20 protein-coding genes are annotated in these 22,694 nt (G+C 71.1%); 10 read left to right on the top strand and 10 right to left on the bottom strand.

Going from position 1 to position 22,694, the window contains the following annotated elements; all coding sequences use genetic code 11:
• Positions 1–20 precede the first annotated feature (20 nt).
• Both OG381_RS17370 and OG381_RS17375 read left to right on the top strand, forming a co-directional pair.
• Positions 21–1,343: an ammonium transporter gene (locus tag OG381_RS17370; RefSeq protein ID WP_327717008.1), complete on the top strand. Its 1,323-nt coding sequence runs from the start codon at positions 21–23 to the stop codon at positions 1,341–1,343.
• Positions 1,340–1,678 carry a P-II family nitrogen regulator gene (locus OG381_RS17375; protein ID WP_327717009.1) on the top strand — a complete coding sequence of 113 codons (339 nt, stop codon included), beginning with the start codon at positions 1,340–1,342 and terminating at the stop codon, positions 1,676–1,678. Before OG381_RS17370 ends, OG381_RS17375 begins: the two co-directional genes overlap by 4 nt.
• Before the next feature lie 209 nt (positions 1,679–1,887).
• On the opposite strand, the gene OG381_RS17380 is transcribed toward OG381_RS17375, so the two are convergent.
• From OG381_RS17380 to OG381_RS17390, 3 genes are all read right to left on the bottom strand, one after another.
• The gene (locus tag OG381_RS17380; protein WP_327717010.1) at positions 1,888–2,916 is read right to left on the bottom strand and encodes a WxL protein peptidoglycan domain-containing protein; all 1,029 of its coding nucleotides are present in this window, start codon (positions 2,914–2,916) and stop codon (positions 1,888–1,890) included.
• A 54-nt stretch (positions 2,917–2,970) separates the two neighbouring features.
• Positions 2,971–4,302 (bottom strand): beta-xylosidase, encoded by a 1,332-nt coding sequence (locus OG381_RS17385; RefSeq protein WP_327717011.1) that lies wholly within the window; start codon positions 4,300–4,302, stop codon positions 2,971–2,973.
• Between the two features lie 187 nt (positions 4,303–4,489).
• Complete coding sequence (locus tag OG381_RS17390; RefSeq protein ID WP_327717012.1) at positions 4,490–4,963, bottom strand: hypothetical protein; 474 nt, start codon at positions 4,961–4,963, stop codon at positions 4,490–4,492.
• 449 nt (positions 4,964–5,412) lie between these two features.
• Between OG381_RS17390 and OG381_RS17395 the strand changes: the two genes are divergently transcribed.
• The 6 genes from OG381_RS17395 to OG381_RS17420 all read left to right on the top strand — a co-directional run bounded on the left by OG381_RS17395 (position 5,413) and on the right by OG381_RS17420 (position 11,009).
• The gene (locus tag OG381_RS17395; protein WP_327717013.1) at positions 5,413–7,551 is read left to right on the top strand and encodes a PhoH family protein; all 2,139 of its coding nucleotides are present in this window, start codon (positions 5,413–5,415) and stop codon (positions 7,549–7,551) included.
• A gap of 13 nt (positions 7,552–7,564) precedes the next feature.
• The gene (ybeY, locus tag OG381_RS17400; RefSeq protein ID WP_327717014.1) at positions 7,565–8,062 is read left to right on the top strand and encodes an rRNA maturation RNase YbeY; all 498 of its coding nucleotides are present in this window, start codon (positions 7,565–7,567) and stop codon (positions 8,060–8,062) included.
• Positions 8,059–9,357 (top strand): hemolysin family protein, encoded by a 1,299-nt coding sequence (locus OG381_RS17405; protein WP_327717015.1) that lies wholly within the window; start codon positions 8,059–8,061, stop codon positions 9,355–9,357. Before ybeY ends, OG381_RS17405 begins: the two co-directional genes overlap by 4 nt.
• Positions 9,354–9,713 (top strand): MmcQ/YjbR family DNA-binding protein, encoded by a 360-nt coding sequence (locus tag OG381_RS17410; RefSeq protein WP_327717016.1) that lies wholly within the window; start codon positions 9,354–9,356, stop codon positions 9,711–9,713. Before OG381_RS17405 ends, OG381_RS17410 begins: the two co-directional genes overlap by 4 nt.
• Positions 9,714–9,736: 23 nt before the next feature.
• On the top strand, positions 9,737–10,090 hold the full coding sequence (locus tag OG381_RS17415; RefSeq protein WP_307030819.1) for a cytidine deaminase: 354 nt from the start codon (positions 9,737–9,739) through the stop codon (positions 10,088–10,090).
• A 196-nt stretch (positions 10,091–10,286) separates the two neighbouring features.
• Complete coding sequence (locus OG381_RS17420) at positions 10,287–11,009, top strand: FAD binding domain-containing protein (RefSeq protein WP_327717017.1); 723 nt, start codon at positions 10,287–10,289, stop codon at positions 11,007–11,009.
• 17 nt (positions 11,010–11,026) lie between these two features.
• Here the strand turns inward: OG381_RS17420 and OG381_RS17425 are convergent, their stop codons facing one another.
• From OG381_RS17425 to OG381_RS17435, 3 genes are all read right to left on the bottom strand, one after another.
• On the bottom strand, positions 11,027–12,160 hold the full coding sequence (locus tag OG381_RS17425) for a carbohydrate kinase family protein (RefSeq protein WP_443061904.1): 1,134 nt from the start codon (positions 12,158–12,160) through the stop codon (positions 11,027–11,029).
• Positions 12,161–12,568: 408 nt separating this feature from the next.
• Entirely contained in the window at positions 12,569–13,858 is a 1,290-nt protein-coding gene (locus OG381_RS17430) for a glucarate dehydratase family protein (protein ID WP_327717018.1), read from the bottom strand.
• Positions 13,855–14,796 carry a 5-dehydro-4-deoxyglucarate dehydratase gene (locus OG381_RS17435; RefSeq protein ID WP_327717019.1) on the bottom strand — a complete coding sequence of 314 codons (942 nt, stop codon included), beginning with the start codon at positions 14,794–14,796 and terminating at the stop codon, positions 13,855–13,857. Before OG381_RS17435 ends, OG381_RS17430 begins: the two co-directional genes overlap by 4 nt.
• Before the next feature lie 104 nt (positions 14,797–14,900).
• On the opposite strand from OG381_RS17435, the gene OG381_RS17440 reads away from it, so the two are divergent.
• A complete protein-coding gene (locus tag OG381_RS17440) occupies positions 14,901–15,686 on the top strand; it encodes an IclR family transcriptional regulator (protein WP_327717020.1) in 786 nt (261 codons plus the stop codon).
• Positions 15,687–15,860: 174 nt separating this feature from the next.
• Positions 15,861–17,048, top strand: coding sequence for an MFS transporter (locus tag OG381_RS17445; RefSeq protein WP_327717021.1), 1,188 nt, complete (start codon positions 15,861–15,863; stop codon positions 17,046–17,048).
• 61 nt (positions 17,049–17,109) lie between these two features.
• Here the strand turns inward: OG381_RS17445 and OG381_RS17450 are convergent, their stop codons facing one another.
• The 4 genes from OG381_RS17450 to OG381_RS17465 are packed head-to-tail and all read right to left on the bottom strand — an operon-like array spanning position 17,110 to position 22,684.
• Positions 17,110–18,102 carry an adenosine deaminase gene (locus OG381_RS17450; protein WP_327717023.1) on the bottom strand — a complete coding sequence of 331 codons (993 nt, stop codon included), beginning with the start codon at positions 18,100–18,102 and terminating at the stop codon, positions 17,110–17,112.
• A gap of 20 nt (positions 18,103–18,122) precedes the next feature.
• Entirely contained in the window at positions 18,123–19,064 is a 942-nt protein-coding gene (locus OG381_RS17455) for a ribonuclease Z (RefSeq protein WP_327717024.1), read from the bottom strand.
• A 6-nt stretch (positions 19,065–19,070) separates the two neighbouring features.
• Positions 19,071–19,424, bottom strand: a complete 354-nt coding sequence (locus OG381_RS17460; RefSeq protein WP_327717025.1) for a histidine triad nucleotide-binding protein — start codon at positions 19,422–19,424, stop codon at positions 19,071–19,073.
• Between the two features lie 47 nt (positions 19,425–19,471).
• Complete coding sequence (locus tag OG381_RS17465; RefSeq protein WP_327717026.1) at positions 19,472–22,684, bottom strand: S41 family peptidase; 3,213 nt, start codon at positions 22,682–22,684, stop codon at positions 19,472–19,474.
• Positions 22,685–22,694: the final 10 nt, after the last annotated feature.

Genomic DNA, 22,694 nt, shown 5'->3' on the forward strand with positions numbered 1-22,694 from the left:
CCCACCTCGATGGAGACCCCGTGACTCTCGCCGCCCCCCTTGCCGCCGGGCGTATCGACACCGGCGACACCGCCTGGCTGCTCGCCGCCACCGCCCTCGTCCTGCTGATGACCCCGGGCCTCGCCCTGTTCTACGGCGGCATGGTCCGCACGAAGAGCGTCCTCAACATGCTGATGATGAGCTTCGTGTCGATCGCGCTGGTGACCGTCGTATGGCTGGCCGCGGGCTACTCCCTCGCCTTCGGTGACGACATCGGCGGCGGACTCCTCGGCGGCCTCGACCACGCCGGCATGGCCGGCCTCGGCCCCGACAGCGTCCAGGGCACCGTCCCCACCCTGCTCTTCGCCACCTTCCAGCTGACCTTCGCGATCATCACGGCCGCGCTGATCAGCGGCGCGATCGCGGACCGGGCGAAGTTCGGCGCGTGGCTGGTCTTCGTCCCGGTGTGGGCGCTGCTCGTATACGTTCCCGTCGCCCACTGGGTCTGGGGGCCGGGCGGCTGGATCCTGGACAAGCTCGGCGCCCTCGACTTCGCGGGCGGTCTCCCCGTCGAGATCACCTCCGGTGCCTCCGGTCTGGCTCTGTGCCTGGTCCTGGGCCCGCGTCTCGGCTTCAAGAAGGACGCGATGCGTCCGCACAACCTGCCCATGGTCATGCTGGGCGCGGGGCTCCTCTGGTTCGGCTGGTTCGGCTTCAACGCCGGCTCGGCGCTGGGCGCCAACGGACTGGCCGCGGCCGCCTTCCTCAACACCCTCGCGGCGGGCTGCACGGGCCTGCTGGGCTGGCTGTTCGTGGAGCAGAAGCGCGACGGCCACCCCACCACCCTTGGCTCGGCCTCCGGCGCGGTCGCCGGTCTCGTCGCGATCACCCCGTCCTGCGGCTCGGTCTCCCTGCTCGGCGCGCTGGTCGTCGGCCTGGCGGCCGGTGTCGTCTGCTCGTACGCCGTGGGCTGGAAGTTCAGGCTGAACTACGACGACTCCCTCGACGTCGTCGGCGTCCACCTGGTCGGCGGTGTCATCGGCACCCTTCTCATCGGCGTCTTCGCCGTCGAGTCGATGACCGGCGGCACCGAGGGCCTCCTCTACGGCGGCGGCCTCGCCCAGCTCGGCAAGCAGCTGGTGGCCGTGGTCGCCGTGGGGACGTACGCCTTCGTGGTGACGTACGGCATCGCCAAGCTGATCGACAGGACGCTGGGCCTGCGGGCGGGCGAGGATCAGGAGCACACCGGTCTCGACCTTACGGTGCACGCCGAGACGGCATACGATCACGGCGTCCTGGGCCACGGTGCCCCGGTCAGCGCCTCCGTCGTTCCCTCCGCTCAGAAGGTCAAGCCCCAGGCATGAAGCTCATCACCGCGATCGTCAAGCCGTACCGCCTCGACGAGGTCAAGACGGCGCTCCAGGAGCTCGGCGTGCACGGGCTGACCGTGACCGAGGCCAGCGGCTACGGCCGTCAGCGCGGCCACACCGAGGTGTACCGCGGCGCCGAGTACCAGGTCGACCTGGTGCCCAAGGTCCGTATCGAGGTCGTCGTCGACGACGCCGACTCCGAGGCCGTGATCGACGCGATCGTGAAGGCCGCGCACACCGGCAAGATCGGCGACGGCAAGGTATGGGCCCTGCCGGTCGAAACCGTCGTACGCGTACGAACGGGCGAGCGCGGTCCCGACGCGCTCTGAGCCGGGGCGTCATGGGAGGTGAGCGGTACGTCCTAGTCGAGGCCGACGACGGCATCACCGATCACGCGTGGACCCTCACGGAGAAGATCCACGTGGGCGGGCACGAGCAGGCCGTGGCACATGGACGAGCTGGATGGTGGACGTCACCTTCTCCACCTGGAGCACGGACCCGGAGGGGCCCAGGACCCTCGCGATCGAGCACTTCCGGGTCACCGTCGCGGAGCTGCTGACGACACACGAACCGGCTCCCGCCGAACCGCCCGAGTCCCCGCAGAAGGGCCGCCTGCGCCGCGCCCTCGGCGGCTGGTCCCGGCCCGTGTCCGCCGCGCCCTGATCAGCAGGACGACTCCCACGGCCACGACCACCAGCAGCACCGCCGCCGCCAGCCACGGCAGCGCGAAGAAGGAGGCTCCCGCCGACTCGCGGGTGTCCTCGGCGCTCGCCGTCAGGGTCACCTCACCCCAGTCCAGCTGCGGCGCCCCCTTCCACGGCTCACTCAGCCGCACCTTCTGGCCGGGCAGCAGCTCGGAGGGGATCCTCGTCAGGTCACGGGCGAGCAGCGTGCGGCCGAAGAGGCCCGTCGCCCGCAGCTCCACCTTCGGGTTCAGGGTGAGATTGCCGGTGTTGTGGAGGGTGTACGAGACCGTCGCCGCGCTGTCGCCGAAGCCGGGCACGAGCGGCTGGTGGTGGGCGACACGGACGTCCTCGACGGAGATCGCGGGCAGGGTGGGCCCGCCGACCCGGAGGTAGAGGCGGGCGGCGACGGCCCGCTGCACCCCGAGCGCGACGGAACCGTCCCCGCGGTCGACGCGCTCGTCGAGCGCCACGATCGCGCCGGGGTGGTCGCCGGGTTCGGCGCCGTCGGGCACCTTCAGCGTGAAGGGGACGGTGACCTTGCCGTGCCCCGGGACCTTGATCCGGGACTTCGCGGGCTTCGCCCACACACCGACGCCGCGCATCTTCTCTGTCACGGTGCGTACGGCGAATCCACCGTCGCGCGCGGTGTTGTAGGCGTCGGCGGAGTACAGCCGGAACGTCATGGGCTCGGCCGTCTTGTTGACGACGACCACCTTGTCCTCGATGGTCTGCCCGGGATCGGCGAACAGGTAGAAGTACGGCCGCTCGGCCACCGACCCGGACACGGGGTAGACGGACCAGCTCCCGTTGTCGGCGGCGTGCGAGGGCGCGGCGAGGGCGGTGAGCAGCAGGCTCAGCAGCAGGACGTACAGCTTGCGCATGGGTGCGGACCCCCACGGGACGAGGTGGACGGGCGGGTGCGGACGCCCGTACGGTCAGCTGAGCGTGAGGGTGAGAACGCCGGAGTACGAGCCCGGAGGCGTGAACGCCGGTACGTTCAGGGAGAGTTCGGCCTTCGCGGTGAACTCACCGCCGGTCGTCGTGTCGGCGGGCGCCGACGCGAGCGTCGCCCCGGACGAGCCGACCTTGCCCGCCGAACCGGCCTGGCAGGTGCTGGGGCTGCCCGCCTTGGTGTCGCAGGCGGGGGTCCAGTTCAGCTGGTCGGCACCGATGGTGACACCGGGTCCGGTGAAGGCGGTGACCTTGCCGGTCAGGGACCAGCCCGCGGTACCGCCACGGAAGTCCTTGACGGTCACGGCGTTGAGGTTGCCGGTGGAGGCGCCGCCCGCGCCGTACTCGACCGCCGACAGGGAGACGGTGTCCCCGGCCTGGGTCATGGACAGGACTCCGCCGCGCACGGTGGTGGTGAGTTTCTGGGCGTTGTCGGGGACGGGTGTGTCGTCGATGACGGTGTAGGCGACCGGACCGGCGCCCAGTGCGGCGTCCCAGCTGCTCCCTTCGTAGGCCACGATGCCGGTCGTGGTCTTGTCGTTGACGACCAGCGAGCCGCTGATGGCACCGCTCGCGTCCGCCGTCACGGTCGCCTTGTCCCCGGTCTGGCTGGAACCGGCGCGTCCGGCGAGGGTGACGGTGGCGCCCGGGGTGAAGTGGCTGCCGGTGACGGTGACACCTGCGCCGGGGTTGCCGGAGCTCGAACCCAGCGCGATGGCACGGGTGTTGGGCCCGGGAGCATCGCTCGCCGTGAGGGTCACGGAGCCCGGGGCGGGCGGGGTGATGACGGTGCAGGGGGTGTCCAGCTCCAGCAGGTAGCTGGTGTGGATGTTGTAGTCGCCGGGCGAGAGCGTGATGGCGCCCGTGGCGGTGACCGTGAAGCTGCCGGTCATGCTGAACGAGGGGAACGCGGCGTTGCCCGGTACCGGATTGTTCTTCTTCGGCCCGGCGACCGTGACGTTCCCGCTCTGCGCCCCGCTCAGGACGGCCTTGCCGGACGGCGTCATGATGTCGGCCGGCAGGTCGATGGCGGTGGGGTTGCTCGCGGCGGGCTTGACGACGGTGTACGTCACGTCGACGGTGTCGCCGACGTAGGGGGTGGTGTCGCTGACCGTGATGATCGCGGTGGTGGTGCCCTCGATCGGCGGGAGTCCCGAGATGGCGGGCGGGACACAGCGGGTGGCGAAGTCGACGTTGTCGGCGGCCTGGGCCTGACCGGTCAGCGCGCCGCCCGTGGTGACCGCGAGGGCGGTGGCGCCGAGCAGCGCGGCGAGACGGTGTCTTCGACTTCTGGGTCCGGGCGCTTGGGATCTCATGTCTGGTTGCCCCCTCTGAGGGATGCGGGCGCGGCGGCTCTTCTGCGCCGACAGGGGGCATTGATGTGTGGATTGCGTGAGAAGTCAATGGATACGAACCGGTGAACTGATGGAGCGTCAGTTCACCGTGTCGCCTGGTGAACTGACGCTCCGGACAAGCGGGTTGGACCGGTTCGGTTGCAGATTCTCAGTCGAACACGAACGGTCCGGGCGACTGGGGCCCGGTCGCCGTGCAGGTGACGGTGATCCCGAGGACGACGATCTGCAGCGAGCCGCCGTACGCCTCCAGGCTGTCGCCCGAGGCCACGGCGCCATTGAGCGGACCGACGGTGACGGCGTCACCGGCGGCGAGCGCGGGGTTCTCCGTGCCGCTGAAGGTGGCGGTGCCGCCACTCGCGTTCACCAGGGTGAGGGTGGAGGTGATGGAGTCCTCGGCCACCGCGATCGGCGCGGTGATCGCGGAGGTGACGGTGACGGTTGCGGAGGTACCGTCCTGGGTGGCGGTGAGCGTGGCCTCGCCACTGCCGAAGGCGCCGCAGTCGGCGGTGATCGTGGCCGTGTCCGGGGTCACGGCGACGGCGGTGGGCGCGAACGCGAGCCCGGTGACCGCGAGGGCCCCGACAGCCAGTGCCGCACCCGTACCGAATCGTTTGCCTCTCATGGGGTTCCGACTCCCTTCCCATACAGGGAAATTGCCATGTGGGGATGGATGGGGAGAACAACCCGAACGGCCCGCCTGCGGCGCGTGGTGCGGAACGCTCCGCGTGGGGGGTGGCGGGATCCATATCTGACGGACCGTCGGAACTACAGATTCCATTGATGCGCGAGAGACTGAAAACAACAAGGTTCAATTCCAGCCGACGCCGACGCCGACACCGACACCGACGAGAGGTCCGATGTCAAAGGCTGCTCGGACGGGAAGCCGGGAGCCTGGAAGCCGGGAGCCTGCAGGAAGAGACCCCCATGGGGAACCTCAGATCGGTGCAGAAAGCACCGGCTCCGAAAAGCCTTACAGCGATGTCAGTGCCAAGTCGTACCCTTGGAAACGCGAGGCCGCCCTCAGCCATGCGGCCGTGATCAGGAGGAACCGCAGGCCTTCAGCGCCGGCCCATGACTCAGACACCCACACCTCCCACCCCCGCGCAGGGGCAGGCGAAAGCACAGTTCACCGTCCCCGCCCAGCACCCCATGGTGACTGTTCTGGGTTCAGGTGACTCCCTCCTGCGCGTGATCGAGAAGGCCTTCCCGGCGGCCGACATCCACGTCCGGGGCAACGAGATCAGCGCGGCCGGCGATCCCTCGGACGTCGCCCTCATCCAGCGCCTGTTCGACGAGATGATGCTGGTGCTCCGCACCGGACAGCCGATGACGGAGGACGCAGTGGAACGCTCGATCGCCATGCTCAGAGCCAGTGACAACGGCGAGGGAGACGGTGAGGAGACCCCGGCCGAGGTCCTCACCCAGAACATCCTCTCCTCGCGCGGCCGCACGATCCGCCCCAAGACCCTGAACCAGAAGCGTTACGTCGACGCGATCGACAAGCACACGATCGTCTTCGGCATCGGCCCCGCCGGTACCGGCAAGACATATCTCGCCATGGCCAAGGCCGTGCAGGCCCTGCAGTCCAAGCAGGTCAACCGCATCATCCTGACCCGGCCTGCGGTGGAAGCGGGCGAGCGGCTGGGCTTCCTGCCGGGCACGCTCTACGAGAAGATCGACCCGTATCTGCGGCCGCTGTACGACGCGCTGCACGACATGCTGGATCCTGACTCGATTCCGCGGCTGATGGCGGCGGGGACGATTGAGGTGGCGCCGCTGGCGTACATGAGGGGCCGCGCGCAGCCGCGGTTCGCGAATGTCCTGACACCGGACGGCTGGCGCCCCATCGGCGACCTTCAGGTCGGTGACCTGGTCATCGGCTCGAACGGTGAGCCGACCCCGGTTCTGGGTGTCTACCCGCAGGGCGAGAAAGACGTCTACCGCGTCACTGCCCAGGACGGTTCCTGGACCTTGTGCTGCGGTGAGCACCTGTGGACTGTCCGTACGGCCTCGGACAAGCGCCGCAACAAGCCGTGGCGAGTCCTGGAGACCCAGGACATGATCGGCAATCTCCGCGCGGCCCACGCTCGACGGTATGAGCTTCCGCTGCTCACGGCGCCGGTCTGCCTGCCGGAACGTGAGATCCCCATGGACCCGTACGCGCTGGGCTTGCTGCTCGGCGACGGTTGCCTCACGGGCTCCACCACTCCGTCCTTCGCCACGGAGGATCCGGAGCTGGCCGAGGCGCTGGAGGGGGCGCTGCCCGGCGTCGCAGTGCGCCACAAGGGCGGGCCCGACTACGTCCTCAACCGGATCAAGTCCCCCGGCGACGTGGTCACCCTGGAGAACCCGGTCACACGGGTTCTGCGTGAGCTGGACCTGCTGCGCACCCGCTCGAACACCAAGTTCGTCCCTGACGACTACCTGTACAACTCCGCCGAGGTACGCCTGGCCGTTCTCCAGGGCCTGCTCGACTCCGACGGTGGGCCGGTCACCCAGACGGACCGCACATGCCGCGTCCAGTACACGACGACATCGATCCTGCTCCGCGACGACGTGATCTCGCTCGTGCAGTCGCTCGGCGGCGTCGCGTACACCCGCCGCAGGGCCGCGGAGGGCCGTGAGCCCGATCTCGCCAAGGGACGCGAAGTCGCGTACCGGCATGACGCCCATATCGTCGACATCCGCCTTCCCGAAGGCATCGAGCCCTTCCGTCTCGCCCGGAAGGCCGACAGGTACCACGCGGCCGGAGGCGGTGGACGCCCGATGCGATTCATCGACAGCATCGAGCCGGCGGGCAGAGAGGAAACCGTCTGCATCCAGGTGGCGGCAGAGGACTCGCTGTACGTCACGCAGGACTATCTGCTGACGCACAACACCCTCAACGACGCCTTCATCATCCTGGACGAGGCCCAGAACACCTCACCCGAGCAGATGAAGATGTTCCTCACCCGTCTCGGCTTCGAGTCGAAGATCGTGATCACGGGTGACGTGACCCAGGTCGACCTGCCCAACGGCACCAAGTCGGGTCTGCGTCAGGTCCAGGACATCCTGGAGGGCCTCGACGACGTCCACTTCTCCCGCCTGTCGTCCCAGGACGTCGTACGGCACAAGCTGGTCGGCCGTATCGTCGACGCGTACGAGAAGTACGACAGCCAGAACGGTACGGAGAACGGCACCCACAAGGGCGGCCGTAACAAGCGGAAGTAGACGACCCAGCACCATGTCGATCGACGTCAACAACGAGTCCGGAACCGAGGTCGACGAGCAGGCGATCCTCGACATCGCCCGCTACGCACTCGCGCGGATGCGCATCCACCCGCTCTCCGAGCTCTCGGTGATCGTCGTGGACGCCGACGCCATGGAGCAGCTGCACATCCAGTGGATGGACCTGCCGGGGCCGACGGACGTCATGTCCTTCCCGATGGACGAGCTCCGTCCGCCGTCGAAGGACGACGACGAGCCCCCGCAGGGCCTCCTCGGCGACATCGTGCTGTGCCCCGAGGTCGCCAAGAGGCAGGGCGAGGAAGCCGAGACGCAGCACTCCATGGACGAGGAGCTCCAGCTCCTCACCGTCCACGGGGTGCTGCACCTGCTCGGCTACGACCACGAGGAGCCGGACGAGAAGGCCGAGATGTTCGGTCTTCAGGCCGCCATCGTGGACGGCTGGCGCGCGGAGAAGGGCCACACCGGCCCGTCCCCGGCCCCGACCGTGTCATGAGCCTTCCCCTCGTCTCCGGCGCGATCGCCCTGGTCGTCGTCGCGTGGCTCGCCGCCTGCGCGGAGGCGGGCATCGCGCGCATGTCCAGCTTCCGTGCCGAGGAGGCCGTACGCTCCGGCCGCCGCGGCAGCGCCAAACTCGCCCAGGTCGCCGCGGACCCGACCCGCTATCTCAACGTGGCGCTGCTGGTCCGGGTCGCCTGCGAGATGGCGGCGGCCGCCCTGGTCACCTACGCCTGCCTCCAGGAGTTCGGCGGCACGACCGAGGCCCTGCTGGTCGCCATCGGCGTCATGGTCCTGGTGTCGTACGTCGCCGTCGGTGTCTCCCCGCGCACCATCGGCCGTCAGCACCCGCTGAACACGTCCACGGCGGCGGCGTACGTCCTGCTGCCGCTCGCCCGGATCATGGGCCCGATCCCGAACCTGCTGATCCTCATCGGCAACGCGCTCACCCCCGGCAAGGGCTTCCGGCGCGGTCCCTTCGCCTCCGAGGCGGAGTTGCGTGCGCTGGTCGACCTCGCGGAGGCGGAGTCGCTGATCGAGGACGACGAGCGCCGGATGGTGCACTCGGTCTTCGAGCTCGGCGACACGCTCGTGCGGGAGGTGATGGTGCCGCGGACCGATCTCGTGGTGATCGAGCGGTACAAGACGATCCGTCAGGCCCTCACCCTCGCGCTGCGGTCCGGTTTCTCGCGGATACCGGTCAGCGGTGAGAGCGAGGACGACATCGTCGGGATCGTGTATCTGAAGGACCTGGCCCGCAAGACGCACATCAGCCGGGACGCGGAGAGCGAGCTGGTGTCGACCGCCATGCGGCCCGCCGCCTTCGTGCCCGACACCAAGAACGCCGGTGACCTGCTCCGTGAGATGCAGCGGGACCGCAACCACGTCGCCGTCGTCATCGACGAGTACGGCGGCACGGCCGGCATCGTCACGATCGAGGACATCCTCGAGGAGATCGTCGGCGAGATCACCGACGAGTACGACCGTGAACTCCCGCCGGTGGAGGAACTGGGCGAGGACCGCTACCGGGTCACCGCGCGCCTCGACATCACCGATCTGGGGGAGCTGTACGACCTCGACGAGTACGACGACGAGGACGTGGAGACCGTCGGCGGGCTGCTGGCTAAGGCGCTGGGGCGGGTGCCGATCGCCGGGGCGTCCTCCGTGGTGGAGCTGCCGGACGGGCGGGCGCTGCGGTTGACGGCGGAGGCGGCGGCCGGGCGGCGGAACAAGATCGTGACCGTGCTGGTGGAGCCGGTGGAGCCGCCGAAGGAGGAGGGCGAGCCGGAGTGACCCCACAGGAGCTGCGTACCTTCTGTCTCTCGTTCAACGCGGCCGTGGAGGACTTCCCCTTCGCGCCGGAGATCTCGGTCTTCAAGGTGCTGGGCAAGATGTTCGCGCTGAGCTGGACCGAGGCCCGTCCTCTGAAGGTCAACCTCAAGTGCGATCCGGAGGACGCGATCCGGCTCCGTGGCGAGTACGAGGGGCTGATCGCGCCCGGGTACCACATGAACAAGCGGCACTGGAACACGGTGCGGGTCGACGGGGAGCTGCCGGACCGGCTGGTGCGGGAGCTCATCGAGGACTCCTACGACCTGGTGGTGGCCGGGCTGCCGCGTGCGGAGCGGCTCCGCCTGGACCGGGGCTGATCCGTGCTGTTTATGCTCGCTCCATGACTGACAGCAGCGCGCTTGACCCCGAGGACCGCAAGATCGTCACCCTGGCCCGTTCCGCGCGGGCACGTAACGGTGTGCCCGAGGGGGCGGCTGTGCGGGACGAGACGGGGCGTACGTATGTGGCGGGGACGGTGGGGCTCGACTCGTTGCGGTTGAGTGCGTTGCGGACCGCGGTGGCGATGGCTGTGGCGTCCGGGGCGAAGTCGTTGGAGGCGGCGGCGGTGGTGACGGATGCGGAGTCGGTGCCTGCGGAGGATCTGGCCGCGGTGCGGGATCTGGGTGGGGCGGGTACGCCGGTGCTGGTGGCTGGGGTGGACGGGGTTGTGCGGCTGACTGTGTCGGCGGGCTGAGGCCGCGTATTTCTCACCCCCGCCCTCACTTCCGGTCTGGCCCGCAGGGGCGCACCGCCCAGTGAGAGCGCCCCGAGTGCAGCGGTGAGCCCTGCATGCTCCCCCCGCGCGCAAGGGCAGAATCCGCCCCATCGGTGCCACACACGTTCGGGGCGGCTCCGTTCGCCGCCGTAAGTCCGGGGAAAGCAGGTCGGCCGTGCTGTTGCGTCTGCCCACGTCCGTGTCCGAGGCACAGCGGTGTCTGTCCGAGGGAGCGATACCCGTCGGCGGTGCCACGCTCCAGTGGGCGCTCTGGCAACGGGACGGCTTCCCGGAGCAGGCGGTGTCGCTGCGCGAGGTGCCGGAGGCCAATGTGCTCGCCGCCGAGGAGCTGGGGGCGGCGGTGCTGCTGTCCCGGGTCGACGACCGGGTCCCGGAGGTACTGCGCGGGGCGGCCTCGCGGGTGGGTACCGGGGCGGTGCGCCGGGCCGCGACGGTCGGCGGGAACATCGTCGGCAGCACTCTGCGCTGCCTTCTCCCCGCGGCGCTCGTCCTGGACGCCCGCGCCACGGTGCTGGACGCGGAGGGCCCCTACGAGACCGACCTGAGCGAGCTCACGGCGAAGCGTCCGGTGCTGCTGAGCCTGCGCTGGCGCACCCCGCTGGCCAGCAGCCACCGCAAGCTGCCCGACGAGCCGGGCGGCGCACCGCCGCTCGTCGTCGCGGTCGCGGTGACGGCCGGGAGGGACGGGACGGACGGACACGTCCTGCGGGTCGCCGTCCGGGAGGGCTACGACGTGCTCTGCGAGAGCGTGGAGTACGACGGGGGGAACGGCCCGGTCCTCGACGCCCTGGCGCGTACCCCGATCGGCGCGCTGCCCGCCGGGGCATGGGACGTGGTCCGCGAAGAGGTGACCACCATCCTCGACCGCGTCACCTGAACCGCCCGCCGCGAGCGTCAGGCCGACCGGCGGAAACCGATGGTCGGCACCGCCCGCCGCAACGGCCACGGGCTCGTCTGCTCCGTGGGCACCAGGTCCGCCAGGAACCCGTAGCGCCGCAGGGCCGTGGGGTCCTGTCCCTCGACGGACTGGACCTTGCGCCACCAGGCCCCGATCTCGGACCAGCCCGGCGCTGACAGCGACCCGCCGAACTCCTGCACCGACAACGCGGCCGTGAGCCCCGCGAAGGCCAGCCGGTCGGCCAGCGGCCAGCCCGCCAGCGTGCCGGTGACGAAACCGGCCACGAAGACGTCGCCGGCGCCGGTGGGGTCGAGGGCCTCCACGGCGATGGCGGGGACCTCTGCGGTCTCCCCCGTGCGCCGGTCCACCGCGTACGCGCCGTCCGCGCCGAGGGTGACCACGGCCAGCGGCACATGTGCGGTGAGGGCGTGGGCGGCCTCGCGGGGGCAGGAGGCGCCGGTGTACCGCATGGCCTCCTCCGCGTTCGGCAGGAACGCCTCGCAGTGCTCCAGATCGGCCAGACCCGCCAGGTCCCAGGCACCGGTCTCGTCCCAGCCGACGTCGGCGAAGATGCGGGTGCCCTCGCGCGCGGCCTGGGTGATCCAGGGGGCCCGCTTGCCCGGCACCAGCGAGGCCACGGCCGCACGCGCGCGGGGCGGGCAGTCCGGGGCGGCTTCCTCGGGGGGCGGTTCGTGGCCGTGGGAGACCATCGTGCGCTCGCCCTCGTACGCCATCGAGACGGTGACCGGGGAGTGCCAGCCGGTGACCGTGCGGGACGGCGAGAGGTCGATGCCCTCACCCTGCTCCAGCGCGTCCCAGCAGTACTCGCCGTAGTGATCGGAGCCGAAGGCGGCGGCAAGGGACGTTTTCAGCCCCAGCCGGGCCAGCGCGGTGGCCATGTTCGCGACACCGCCGGGGCTCGACCCCATCCCGCGCGCCCAGGACTCGGTCCCGCGCACCGGGGCGGAGTCGAGCCCGGTGAAGATGATGTCGAGGAAGACGGGGCCGGTCAGATACACGTCCCAGGGCGGATCGTCCGGTGCGCGCAGGGCGGCCAGCGGGTCGACCCGGGCCTGGCAGTGGCCGGTCTCTCCGGTGTCGTACGACGGTCCCTTCCCGGACACGATCACGGTGCGCTCCCTGACATGGTGCCGATCAGGCCAGTCTGCACCACACCACCGACAACCGACCGCCGCGCACACCCGACCCGCCCGTGAGTCGCCTTGGGGCGGAGAAGGCCGCCGCCACCTTCACGGTCCGTGTCCGGAGGGCTCCGCCTCTCCACGCCGGGCCCAGGTATTTCAGTCCGCCCAGCGTTCGACGACGAGGGTTTGCCATCCCGATCCCCCACCCACCCGCAGGTGGCCGCACCTCTCGACGCCGGTCCATGTCTTTCAGCCCGTCCGGCGTTTGAGGACGAGGCCCCTTCAGGGCCGACGGGGGTCTGGGGGCGGAGCCCCCAGGGGCCGGGGTCGAAGGGGCAGCGCCCCTGGAGGATGGGACGGGTAGGGGCGGCGGGGGCGAGAAAAGGCCCGGCGCTACCAGCGGGGCACGCTCGGCGTCACCCACCCCGCCTCGGCGACCCGCATCGCCGCCGCGTCGTCCCGCTCCCGCAGCGCCCCGTCGTCGTCGAGCCACCGCTGATGCAGGAACTCCAGCTTCCCCCGGTCCAGTTCGACCCCGAGCCCCGGCGCGTCCGAGACGGCGACCCTGCCGTCGTCGAAGGTCAGCCGCGAGGTGAGGACGTCCTCCGACTGCCAGGGATAGTGGGAGTCGCACGCGTGGTGCAGGTTGGGCACGGTGGCCGCCACATGCGTCATCGCCGCCAGCGAGATCCCCAGATGGGTGTTGGAGTGCATGGACACCCCGACCCCGAACGTCCGGCAGATCGCGGCGAGTTGCTGGGTGTTGCGCAACCCGCCCCAGTAGTGGTGATCCGACAGCACCACCTGCACGGCATCGCGAGCGAACGCCTCCTTGATCTCCGCGAAAGTCGTCACGCACATGTTGGTGGCGAGCGGCACATCGGTCCCGGCGGACACCGCGGCCATGGCCGGCGTACCGAGGGCCGGGTCCTCCAGGTACTCGAGGACGTCCCCGAGCTCCTCGGCGACCTTCAGTGAAGTCTCCACGGACCAGGCCCCGTTGGGGTCGAGCCGCAGCGGATGCCCGGGAAAGGCCTCCGCCAGCGCCCGCACGGCGGCGATCTCCTCATCCGGCGGAAAGACCCCGCCCTTCAGCTTGAACGACGTGAACCCGTACCGCTCCTTGAACAGCCGCGCCTGCTCCACGACCCCGGCCGGATCCACGGCCGCCCCCCAGTCGTCCTTCTCGCAGGCCACGCCGGAGGGATGGTCGGCCCACCGGTAGAACAGGTACGCGCTGTACTCGACCGCGTCCCGCACCTTCCCTCCGAGCAGCGCGTGCACCGGCAGCCCGAGCGTCTTGCCGAGCGCGTCGAGACAGGCGACCTCGAACCCGGAGACGACGGACAGCCGCAGCTTGTCGGCGGTCTGGACACCGCGCAGCCCGCCGACGTCGACCTGCCCCAAGACCCGGGAGGAGTCGACCGAGACGTCCTCGGCGACCGCGAACAGCCCGTTCAGGTCGGACACCTGCCGCCCCACCAGCTTCTCGGCGAAGGGCCGCGCCAGCTCCAGGTACTTGGTGTCGCCGTACGTCTCCCCGACGCCGGTCACCCCGTCCACGGTCTCCACCTCCACGATCAGGCGGGGGGTGTACGGCTGGTGCACGCCCTGCGTGTTGAGCAGCGGCGGATCGGCGACGAGGATCGGCGTCAGCCGGACCTCCGCGATGGTGAGGTTCACAGGTCGGCTCCTACGAGGTCGAGGCCGGTGGCGAGGAGGGACGCGAGGTCGGCCAGGTCGGCGGCCGACGGATCGGTCAGGGGTGCGCGTACGGGACCCACGGGACGGCCCCGCAGCCGGGCCGCGGCCTTCACGAGCGACACGGCGTAGCCGGGGACGCGGTCGCGGAGTTCGACGAGCGGGACGTAGAAGTCGCGCAGCAGCTTCTCCACCGTGCCCTCCTCGCCTGACTTCAGCGCGCCGAAGAAGGCGTCGGCGATCTCCGGGGCGAAGGCGTGGACGGCGGAGGAGTAGGCGGGGACGCCGACGGTGGCGTAGGCGCGGGCCTGGATCTCGGCGGTGGCGGCGCCGTTGAAGAAGAGGAAGCCCTCGGGGGCGGCGAGGGTGAGGCGCTGGAGGCGGTCGAGGTCGCTGTGGCCGTCCTTGAGGCCGATGACGGTGGGGATGGCGGCCAGTTGCCGGAACGCCTCCACGCCGAACGCGACCTGTCCGCGCTGGTAGGCGATGAGCGGCAGCCGGGTCCGCGCGGCGATCTCCGCCACCTGCCGGACGAGTCCCTCCTGCGGGGCGGCGACCAGGTAGTGCGGGAGCACCAGCAGCGCGTCGGCGCCGGCCTCCTCGGCGATGCGGGCGAAGCGGACGGCCTGCGCCCAGCCATAGCCGATCCCGGCGACGACGGGCACCCGGCCGGCGGACTCCTGGACGGCCGCCGAGACCACGGTCCGGTACTCGTCCTCGTCCAGGGAGAAGAACTCGCCGGTGCCGCAGGCGGGGAAGACGGCGCCGGGGGCGGTGGCGATCTGGGCGGCGACATGGGTGCGGAAGCCGTCCGGGTCGAGGGAGCCGTCGGCGTGGAAGCTGGTCAGCGGGAACGACAGCACGCCGCCCGCCATGCCCGCCGCCAGCCGCCGCACGACGTCGCCCGTATCGAGACTCACCCTCACTCATCTCCCTATGTAGACATCATCCACGTATGAAGATGGAGATTAGATACACGAACCGCGACCGTCAATGGCGCGGACACCCCGATTACGATCGGTGCATGTCGGAGACAGGGGGCGTGCGCGAGGTGAAGTCGGCCGCGCGGACGGTCGAGCTGCTGGAAGTGCTGGCCGCGCGCGGGGACCGCCCGGCGCGGTTGCAGGAGCTGGCGGACGAGCTGGAGGTGCCGCGCAGCTCGATGTACGCGCTGCTGCAGACCCTGATCTCCCGCGGCTGGGTCCGCACCGACGTCACCGGTTCGCTCTACGGCATCGGCATCCACGCCCTGCTGACCGGCACGAGCTACCTCGACTCCGACCCGCGCGTCCGGGTCGTACGCCCCTATCTCGACGAGGCGTCCCAGGCGCTCGGCGAGACCATCCACATGGGCCGCCTGGACGGCCGGGACGTGGCGTATCTGGCGACCCGCGAGTCCCACGAGTACCTGCGCACGATCAGCCGCGTCGGCCGCCGCCTTCCCGCCCACGTCGGCGCCCTGGGCAAGGCCCTCCTGGCCGAACACCCCGACGACGAGCTGCCGGAGGGCCCGTACGAGGCCCTGACCCCCAACTCCCACACCACCCGCGACGCCCTGACGGCCGACCTCCGCGAGATCCGCTCCCGCGGCCACTCCGTCGACCGCGAGGAGGGCGTCCTCGGCATCATCGGCTTCGGTTTCGCCCTGCGCTACGACTCCCCCGCGCAGGACGCCATCAGCTGCGCGGTCCCGGTGGCCCGGCTGACCCCGGCGCACGAGGAGCAGATCATCGCGGTGATGAGGGAGATCAGGGCCAAGATCGAGGCGACGGTACCGGCGGCGGGCGGGGCCGCCGTTCACTGGCGTTGAGGCGCTCGTTTACCCGGCATTCCCCACCCGAAACACCACGTGCCTCAGATCACACCCCCCACTCTTCTTCTGAAACCGCGTGCTTGATACAAATTGCCCGCGCGTTCCTGTCCGTCGACGGTCGTCGCCCATCCCCTTTTTGAGCCGCTTCTTTCGCATGCCCAGGGAACGCCCGTGTTCGCCCCCCGCACCATCGCCTGGCCCCTCGTCGCCCTTTTCACGGCCGGGTACCTCGCCCCGTACCTCCTCCCGACCACCGTCGGCAGACTGGACTCGGGTCTTCCACTGACCGCCACTCAGGCGGGCGCCGTCGGCAGTGCGCTGCTGCTGAGTTCGGCGTCCGCGGGGTTCCTGCTGGCGTCGAAGGTGGACCGGATCGGCGCGCGGAGGCTGGCGCGGATCGGACTCGCCCTCGCGGTGGCCGGCTACGGCTGGGCCGCGCTCAGCGGCAGCGTCGCGGCCGTCGTCACCGGCGCGATGATCGGCGGGTTCGGATCCGGTACGGCCACCACGGTCGCCGCCACCGGGATCGCCGCCCAGCGCGACCCCCACCGCACGACCACACTCGGTCTGCTCGGCGTCTCCGCCCTGGCGGGCGCCGTCTATCTGACCGTCCCGCACCTGGGACCGGGCCACGGCCAGCCCCTGGCCGCGATCGCCCTCACCGCCCTCGCCGTCTGGCCCCTGACGAACCGTCTCCCGCCGGCCCCGGCCGCCACCCCGCAGACCCGCCGGACGAGGACCCCCCTCCCCCACTTCCGGTCCGGGCTGCTCCTCGCCGCCACCCTCCCCTGCTGGTCCCTCGCCCAGAACGCCCTCTGGGGCGTCAGCGGCCACATCGGCCTCACCCAGGCCCACCTGACGGAGACCACGGTCGGCGCCGTCTTCGCCGTGGCGCTCGGCGCGGGCCTGCTCGGCGTCATCGGCGCGGGCACCCTCGGCCCCCGCCTCGGCCACGCCCTGCCCATCGGCGCGGGCACGGCCCTGATCGCCGCCTGCATCGCCCTCAGTGCCTCCGCGACCGACCTGACGACCTTCGCGACCGGCGAGATCGCCTGGAACACGCTCTACCCGATCGTCCTGTCCTACGTCATAGGCCTCGCCGCCACCCTGGACCCCCGCGGCAGATGGGCGGTCCTGGTCGGCTCGGCATCATCCCTGGGCACGGCGGCAGGCCCCCTCGCAGGCAGCCTGCTCGCGGCCCAGGCAGGCTTCCCGGCCATGGGCCTGCTCCTGGCAGCAGGGCTGTTGGTCATCGCCGTACCGATGACGGCAGTGGCAGCGGGCACGGGACGTCACAAACTGCCGGTGGTGGAAATCCCGGTGGAGGCTCCGGCATACGACAGGGCAACGGCCGCGTAAGCGCCCCGTTAGGGGCGCGGGGAACTGCGCGATCAACCCCCACCGGCCCGCAGCCGGAAAACTACGAAAACTCGTAGCTCTCCACTTCACCCAGATACCGCTGACGCCGCTCCTCGTCATGCTCCAGGAAGGACGCGACAAAGGAGTTCCGCGCAAGCTCCCGCAACCGCTCCTCGCCAAGGCCCAGCGCCAAGCGCACCGCATCGAAGTTGTCTCCGGCGTACCCCCCGAAGTACGCCGGATCATCGGAGTTCACCGTGCACAACAACCCCGCATCCAGCATCGCCGGAAGCGGATGATCCGCCAGCACATCAACCGTCCGCAGCCGCACGTTCGACAACGGGCACAGCGTCAGCGGCACGCGGTCCCGGACCAACCGCGCCACCAGCTCGGGGTCCTCCATGCACCGCAGCCCGTGATCGATCCGCTCCACGCCGAGCACATCGAGGGCCTGCGTGATGTACTCCGGCGGCCCCTCCTCCCCGGCATGGGCCACGCGTCGCAGCCCGAGGGCCGCAGCCGCCTCGTACACCTCGCGGAACTTGACCGGCGGATGCCCGACCTCGGCGGAGTCGAGCCCGACACCGACGATCCGGTCGAGATACGGCTTCGCGGCGTCCAGCGTCTCCAGGGCCGACTCGGCGGACTCGTCCCGCAGGAAGCACAGGATCAGCTGCGTGGAGACACCGTGGTTCGCCTCGCTGCTGCCGAGCGCCCGCCACAGCCCGTCGACGACCGTCCCCATGCCCACACCGCGCGCGAGGTGCGCCTGCGGGTCGAAGAAGATCTCCGCGTGCCGCACCCCCTGCGCGGCGGCGCGGGCGAGGTACGCGTTCGCGAGGTCCTCGAAGTCCCGTTCGGTGCGCAGGACGGCCATGAGCTCGTAGTACAGGTTCAGGAAGGACTGGAGGTCCTCGAACTGGTACGCCTTGCGGAGCTCGTCCGTGTCCGCGTACGGCAGTTCGACGCCGTTGCGGGCGGCCAGCTCGAACGCCAGCTCGGGCTCCAGCGTGCCTTCGATGTGCAGGTGCAGTTCAGCTTTGGGGAGGGGCATCGAAGCATCGTACGGGTGGTTTACCGCCGTTTCGGAACCGGCACCCGCAGCAGATCGTGGGCGACCGTCAGCTCGCCCTCGAACCCCGCCGCCCGCGCCTGCCGTTCGAACTCTCCCCCACTCTCGGCTTCGCTCGAGCGGGAGGTGCCCCCATGGTCGCCGTAGCGCTGGCTGAAGTGCGTGAGCACGAGATGCCGTACGCCGGCGTCCCGCGCCACCTTGGCCGCCTGCCCGGCGGTGAGGTGGCCGTGGTCGACCGCCAGGTCGATGTCCTCGTCCAGGAACGTCGACTCGATGACGAGCATGTCGCACCCCTCGGCCAGCGCGTACACGCCGTCGCACAGCCGGGTGTCCATGACGAACGCGAACCGCTGCCCGCGCCGCACCTCGCTGACGTCCTCGAGAAGGACCCCGTCCACCGAGCCCTCCCGCTGGATCCGGCCGACGTCCGGGCCCTTGACGCCGTGGGCGGCGAGGCGGTCGGGCAGCATGCGGCGGCCGTCGGGTTCGACGACGCGATAGCCGTACGACTCGACGGGGTGGGAGAGCTTGCGGGCCTCCAGCTCGTAGGAAGAGCCCGTGGCCAGCGGCCCGTCCGCGCTCACCGGCGCCTCGGTGATCCCGACGGTCTCCCGGTACGCGGTGGAGTACCGCAGCCGGTCGAAGAAGCGCTGGCCGGACTTCGGGTAGTGGGCCGTGACCGGGTGCGGGACCTTGTCGAGGTTGATGCGCTGGATGACACCGGCGAGCCCCAGCGAATGGTCGCCGTGGAAGTGCGTGACGCAGATCCGGTTCAGGTCGTGCGCGGCGACACCGGCCCTCAGCATCTGGCGTTGGGTGCCCTCGCCCGGGTCGAAGAGGATGCCCTCGCCGTCCCAGCGCAGGAGGTAGCCGTTGTGGTTGCGGTGCCGGGTGGGAACCTGGCTGGCGGTGCCGAGGACCACCAATTCACGTACGGACACGGTGGTTTATCCGGGCGGCCACTGCAGGCCGCGACCGCCCAGGACGTGCGCATGGACGTGGAAGACGGTCTGGCCGGCACCGGCACCGGTGTTGAAGACGATGCGGTAGCTCTCCAGCTTGTCCTCGTCGGCGACGGACTGCGCCTCGCCGAGGACGTCGGCGGCGAGGGCCGGTTCGGCGGCGGCGAGGGTCGCGGCGTTCTCGTAGTGCGCCTTGGGGATCACCAGGACGTGCGTGGGGGCCTGGGGGTTGATGTCCCGGAAGGCGACGGTGGTGTCCGTCTCACGGACGATCGTCGCCGGGATGTGCCCTGCGACGATCTTGCAGAACAGGCAGTCGTCCTGCGGTTCCCCTGGCATGTGGTGTCCCTTCGGGTCGCGGGTGTGGGGGCATCGTATCGATCAGGTCAGGGAAGCGACGGAGGCACCTTCGCCGGAGTCCGCTCCAGGGCCTCCAGCGCGATGCGTACCGCCTCGTCCAGTTGTACGTCCTTCCCCGCGGCGTGGTCCTGCGGGCGCTGGACCACCTCGACGTCCGGGTCCACGCCGTGGTTCTCCACGCCCCACTCGTAACCCTCCAGCCAGAACGCGTACTTGGGCTGGGTGATCAGCGTGCCGTCGACGAGCCGGTACCGGCTGTCGATCCCGATGACGCCGCCCCAGGTCCGCGTGCCGACCACCGGACCGATCCCCAGCGCCTTGATCGCCGCGTTGACGATGTCGCCGTCGGAGCCCGAGAACTCGTTCGCCACGGCGACCACCGGACCCCTCGGCGCGTCCTCCGGGTAGCTGTAGGGCCGCAGTCCGCGCGGCAGGGCCCAGCCGACGATCCGCCGGGCCAGTTTCTCGACGACGAGCTGGGAGGTGTGACCGCCGCGGTTCTCCCGGACGTCGACGACCAGCCCCTCACGGGCCACCTCGACCCGCAGGTCACGGTGGATCTGCGCCCAGCCGGGAGCCTGCATGTCGGGGACGTGCAGGTAGCCGAGCCGGCCGCCGGACCTCTCGTGGACGTAGGCCCGCCGGTCCGCGACCCACGCGTGGTAGCGCAGCGGTTCCTCGTCGGCGATCGGTACGACGACGGCGTGCCGCACGTCACCGCCGCCGGACGGTGAGACGGTCAGCTCGACCGGCTTGCCCGCCGTGCCGACGAGGAGCGGGCCCGGACCGGTGACCGGGTCGACCGGATGCCCGCCGACCGCGACGATCGCGTCGCCCGCGCGCACCGCGACACCGGGCGCGGCGAGCGGGGAGCGGGCGTCGGGGTCGGAGGTCTCGGTCGGCAGGATGCGGTCGATACGCCACTGCGGCGCACCCTGGGGGCCGTCGTCGTGGCGGGAGATGTCGGCGCCGAGGAGCCCTTGGCGCGGGCCTCTGCCGTAGCCGCCGCGCGGCATGACGTAGGCGTGCGAGGTGCCGAGCTCGCCCTGCACCTCCCAGAGGAGGTCGACGAGGTCGTCGTGGGTGGCGACCCGGTCCACCACCGGGCGGTAGCGGTCCAGGACGCCGGACCAGTCGACGCCGCTCATGTCGGGGCGCCAGAAGTGGTCCCGCATGATGCGGCCGGTCTCCTCGTACATCTGCCGCCACTCGGCCGACGGGTCGGCGGTCTGCCGGATCCGGGCGAGGTCGACGGTGATGTTGGTGTCGCTGTCCTCGTCGCCCGAGGCCCGCCGGTCGCTCGGTACGACCTTCAGCCGCCCGTCGGTCCACAGCAGGACCCGCTTGCCGTCCCCGCTGACCGCGAAGTGGTCGGCGTCGGCGGCGAGATGCTCCAGGCGCTGCTGGGCGAGGTCGTAGCGCTCCAGCTCGGTCTTGGGGTCGGGGTCGTCCGGGGTGGCCCGGGAGGAGCCGAGGACTCCCTGCACCGGGTGGCGCAGCCACAGCACGCCGTCCTTGGCCGCGCGCAGGTTGGAGTAGCGGGCGGCCTCGACCGGGAACGGCACGATCCGGTCGGCGAGGCCTTCGAGGTCGATGCGGGTGGCCGGGGTGCCCTCGCTGTCGGGTGTCTCGTCCTTGTCCGGGGCCTCGAAGGGGCGGCCGTGCCGCTGCGGGCCGAACGGCGAGGGGGTGGTCGCGGCGAGCGTGATCAGGTGCGGGCGGTCGCCGACCACGAAGGCGAGGTCGAAGACGTGCTCGTCGTAGACCGGGTCGAAGGAGCGGGTGGAGAGGAAGGCGAGGTGCTTGCCGTCCAGGGTGAAGGTGGGCGCGTAGTCCTGGAAGCGGAGCGGGGTCGCCTCGGTGACGGAGAGGTCGGTGGTGTTGGCGAGGCGGAGCTGGCGGAGCGGGCGCGGGCCGGGGTGGGACCAGGCGAGCCAGGCCGAGTCGGGTGAGAAGACCAGCCCGGAGACGTCGCCGTCCGCGCTCCGGTCCACCTCGCGGACCTCGCCGGTCTCCCGCTCGACGAGCAGGACGCGTCCGTCGTGCGCGGCGACCGCGGCGCGGCTGCCGTCGGGGGCCATGGCGAGTCCGAGGACCCGGCCGAGTTGTCCGGCGGCGAGGCGGCGCGGGGTGGCGCCGGGGGCGAGGCCGGTGGCGGGCGCGAACTCCAGGGCGTCGTCGCCCTCCGCGTCGGTCACCCACACCACCCACTCCTCGCCCTCCGTGCGGAAGGTGCGGGGCAGTCGGGCCCGTACGCCGGGTTCGGCGGCCAGCGCCCGGGTCGGACCGGAGCGGTGGGTGACCCAGTGCACGGCGCCTCGGACGGCGACCGCGCTGCCGCGCGCGGTGTGGTCGGGGGCGGCGGAGCCGAACCAGCGCGAGGCGTTCACCGCGAAGGGCTGCCGGTCGACGCGCTGCCCGCCGAGCCGCACGTCCAGGCGGCGCGGCTCGGCCCCGTCCAGGTCGTCCAGGACCCACAGTTCACCGGCCGAGGTGTAGACGATCCGGGTGTCGTCGCCGGCGGCGTGCCGGGCGTAGAACCCGTCGAGGGGAGTGTGGCGCCGCAGGTCGGACCCGTCGGCGAGAGAGGAGTAGAGCGCGCCGACGCCTTCGTGGTCGGAGAGAAAGGCGATCCGCTCCCCCGCCCACACCGGGAACTCGATGTTCCCGTCGAGGTCCTCATGCAGCCGTACGAACTCGCCGTCGCCCTCGTGATCGATCCACAGCTTGCCCGCCGTGCCGCCCCGGTACCGCTTCCACCAGGCGGCCTCCCGCCCCATCGGAGCGGACAGCAGCACGGTGGACGGCCCGGACGCGACACCGCCCACGGGCCCGTACGGCAGGAGGGTCGACGGTCCCCCGTCGAGCGGGACGGCGTGCGCCCAGGAGCGGCGCAGACTGGCCTGGCCGTGGGTGGTGATCGCGAGGACCTGGCCGTCCGGGGTCCAGCCGCGCACCTGGGTGCGCCAACTCCCCCAGTGCGTCAGCCGCTTGGCGGGACCGCCGTCGACCGGGGCGATGTGCACCTCGGGGGCGCCGTCGCGGGTGGAGGTCCAGGCGACGGTGGTGCCGTCGGGTGAGATGCGCGGGGTGGAGACGGGCACGTTGTCGGCGCTGACCCGCCAGGCCCGGCCGCCGTCGAGGGGGGCGATCCATACGTCGTCCTCGGCGGTGAAGGCCGCCAAGTCGCCGTGCAGGTGCGGAAACCGGAGATACGAGGGCGTCGCGGGCTGTGTCACGAGTCAACCC

Source organism: Streptomyces sp. NBC_00490 (genome assembly GCF_036013645.1).
Taxonomy (GTDB): Bacteria; Actinomycetota; Actinomycetes; order Streptomycetales; family Streptomycetaceae; genus Streptomyces; species Streptomyces canus_F.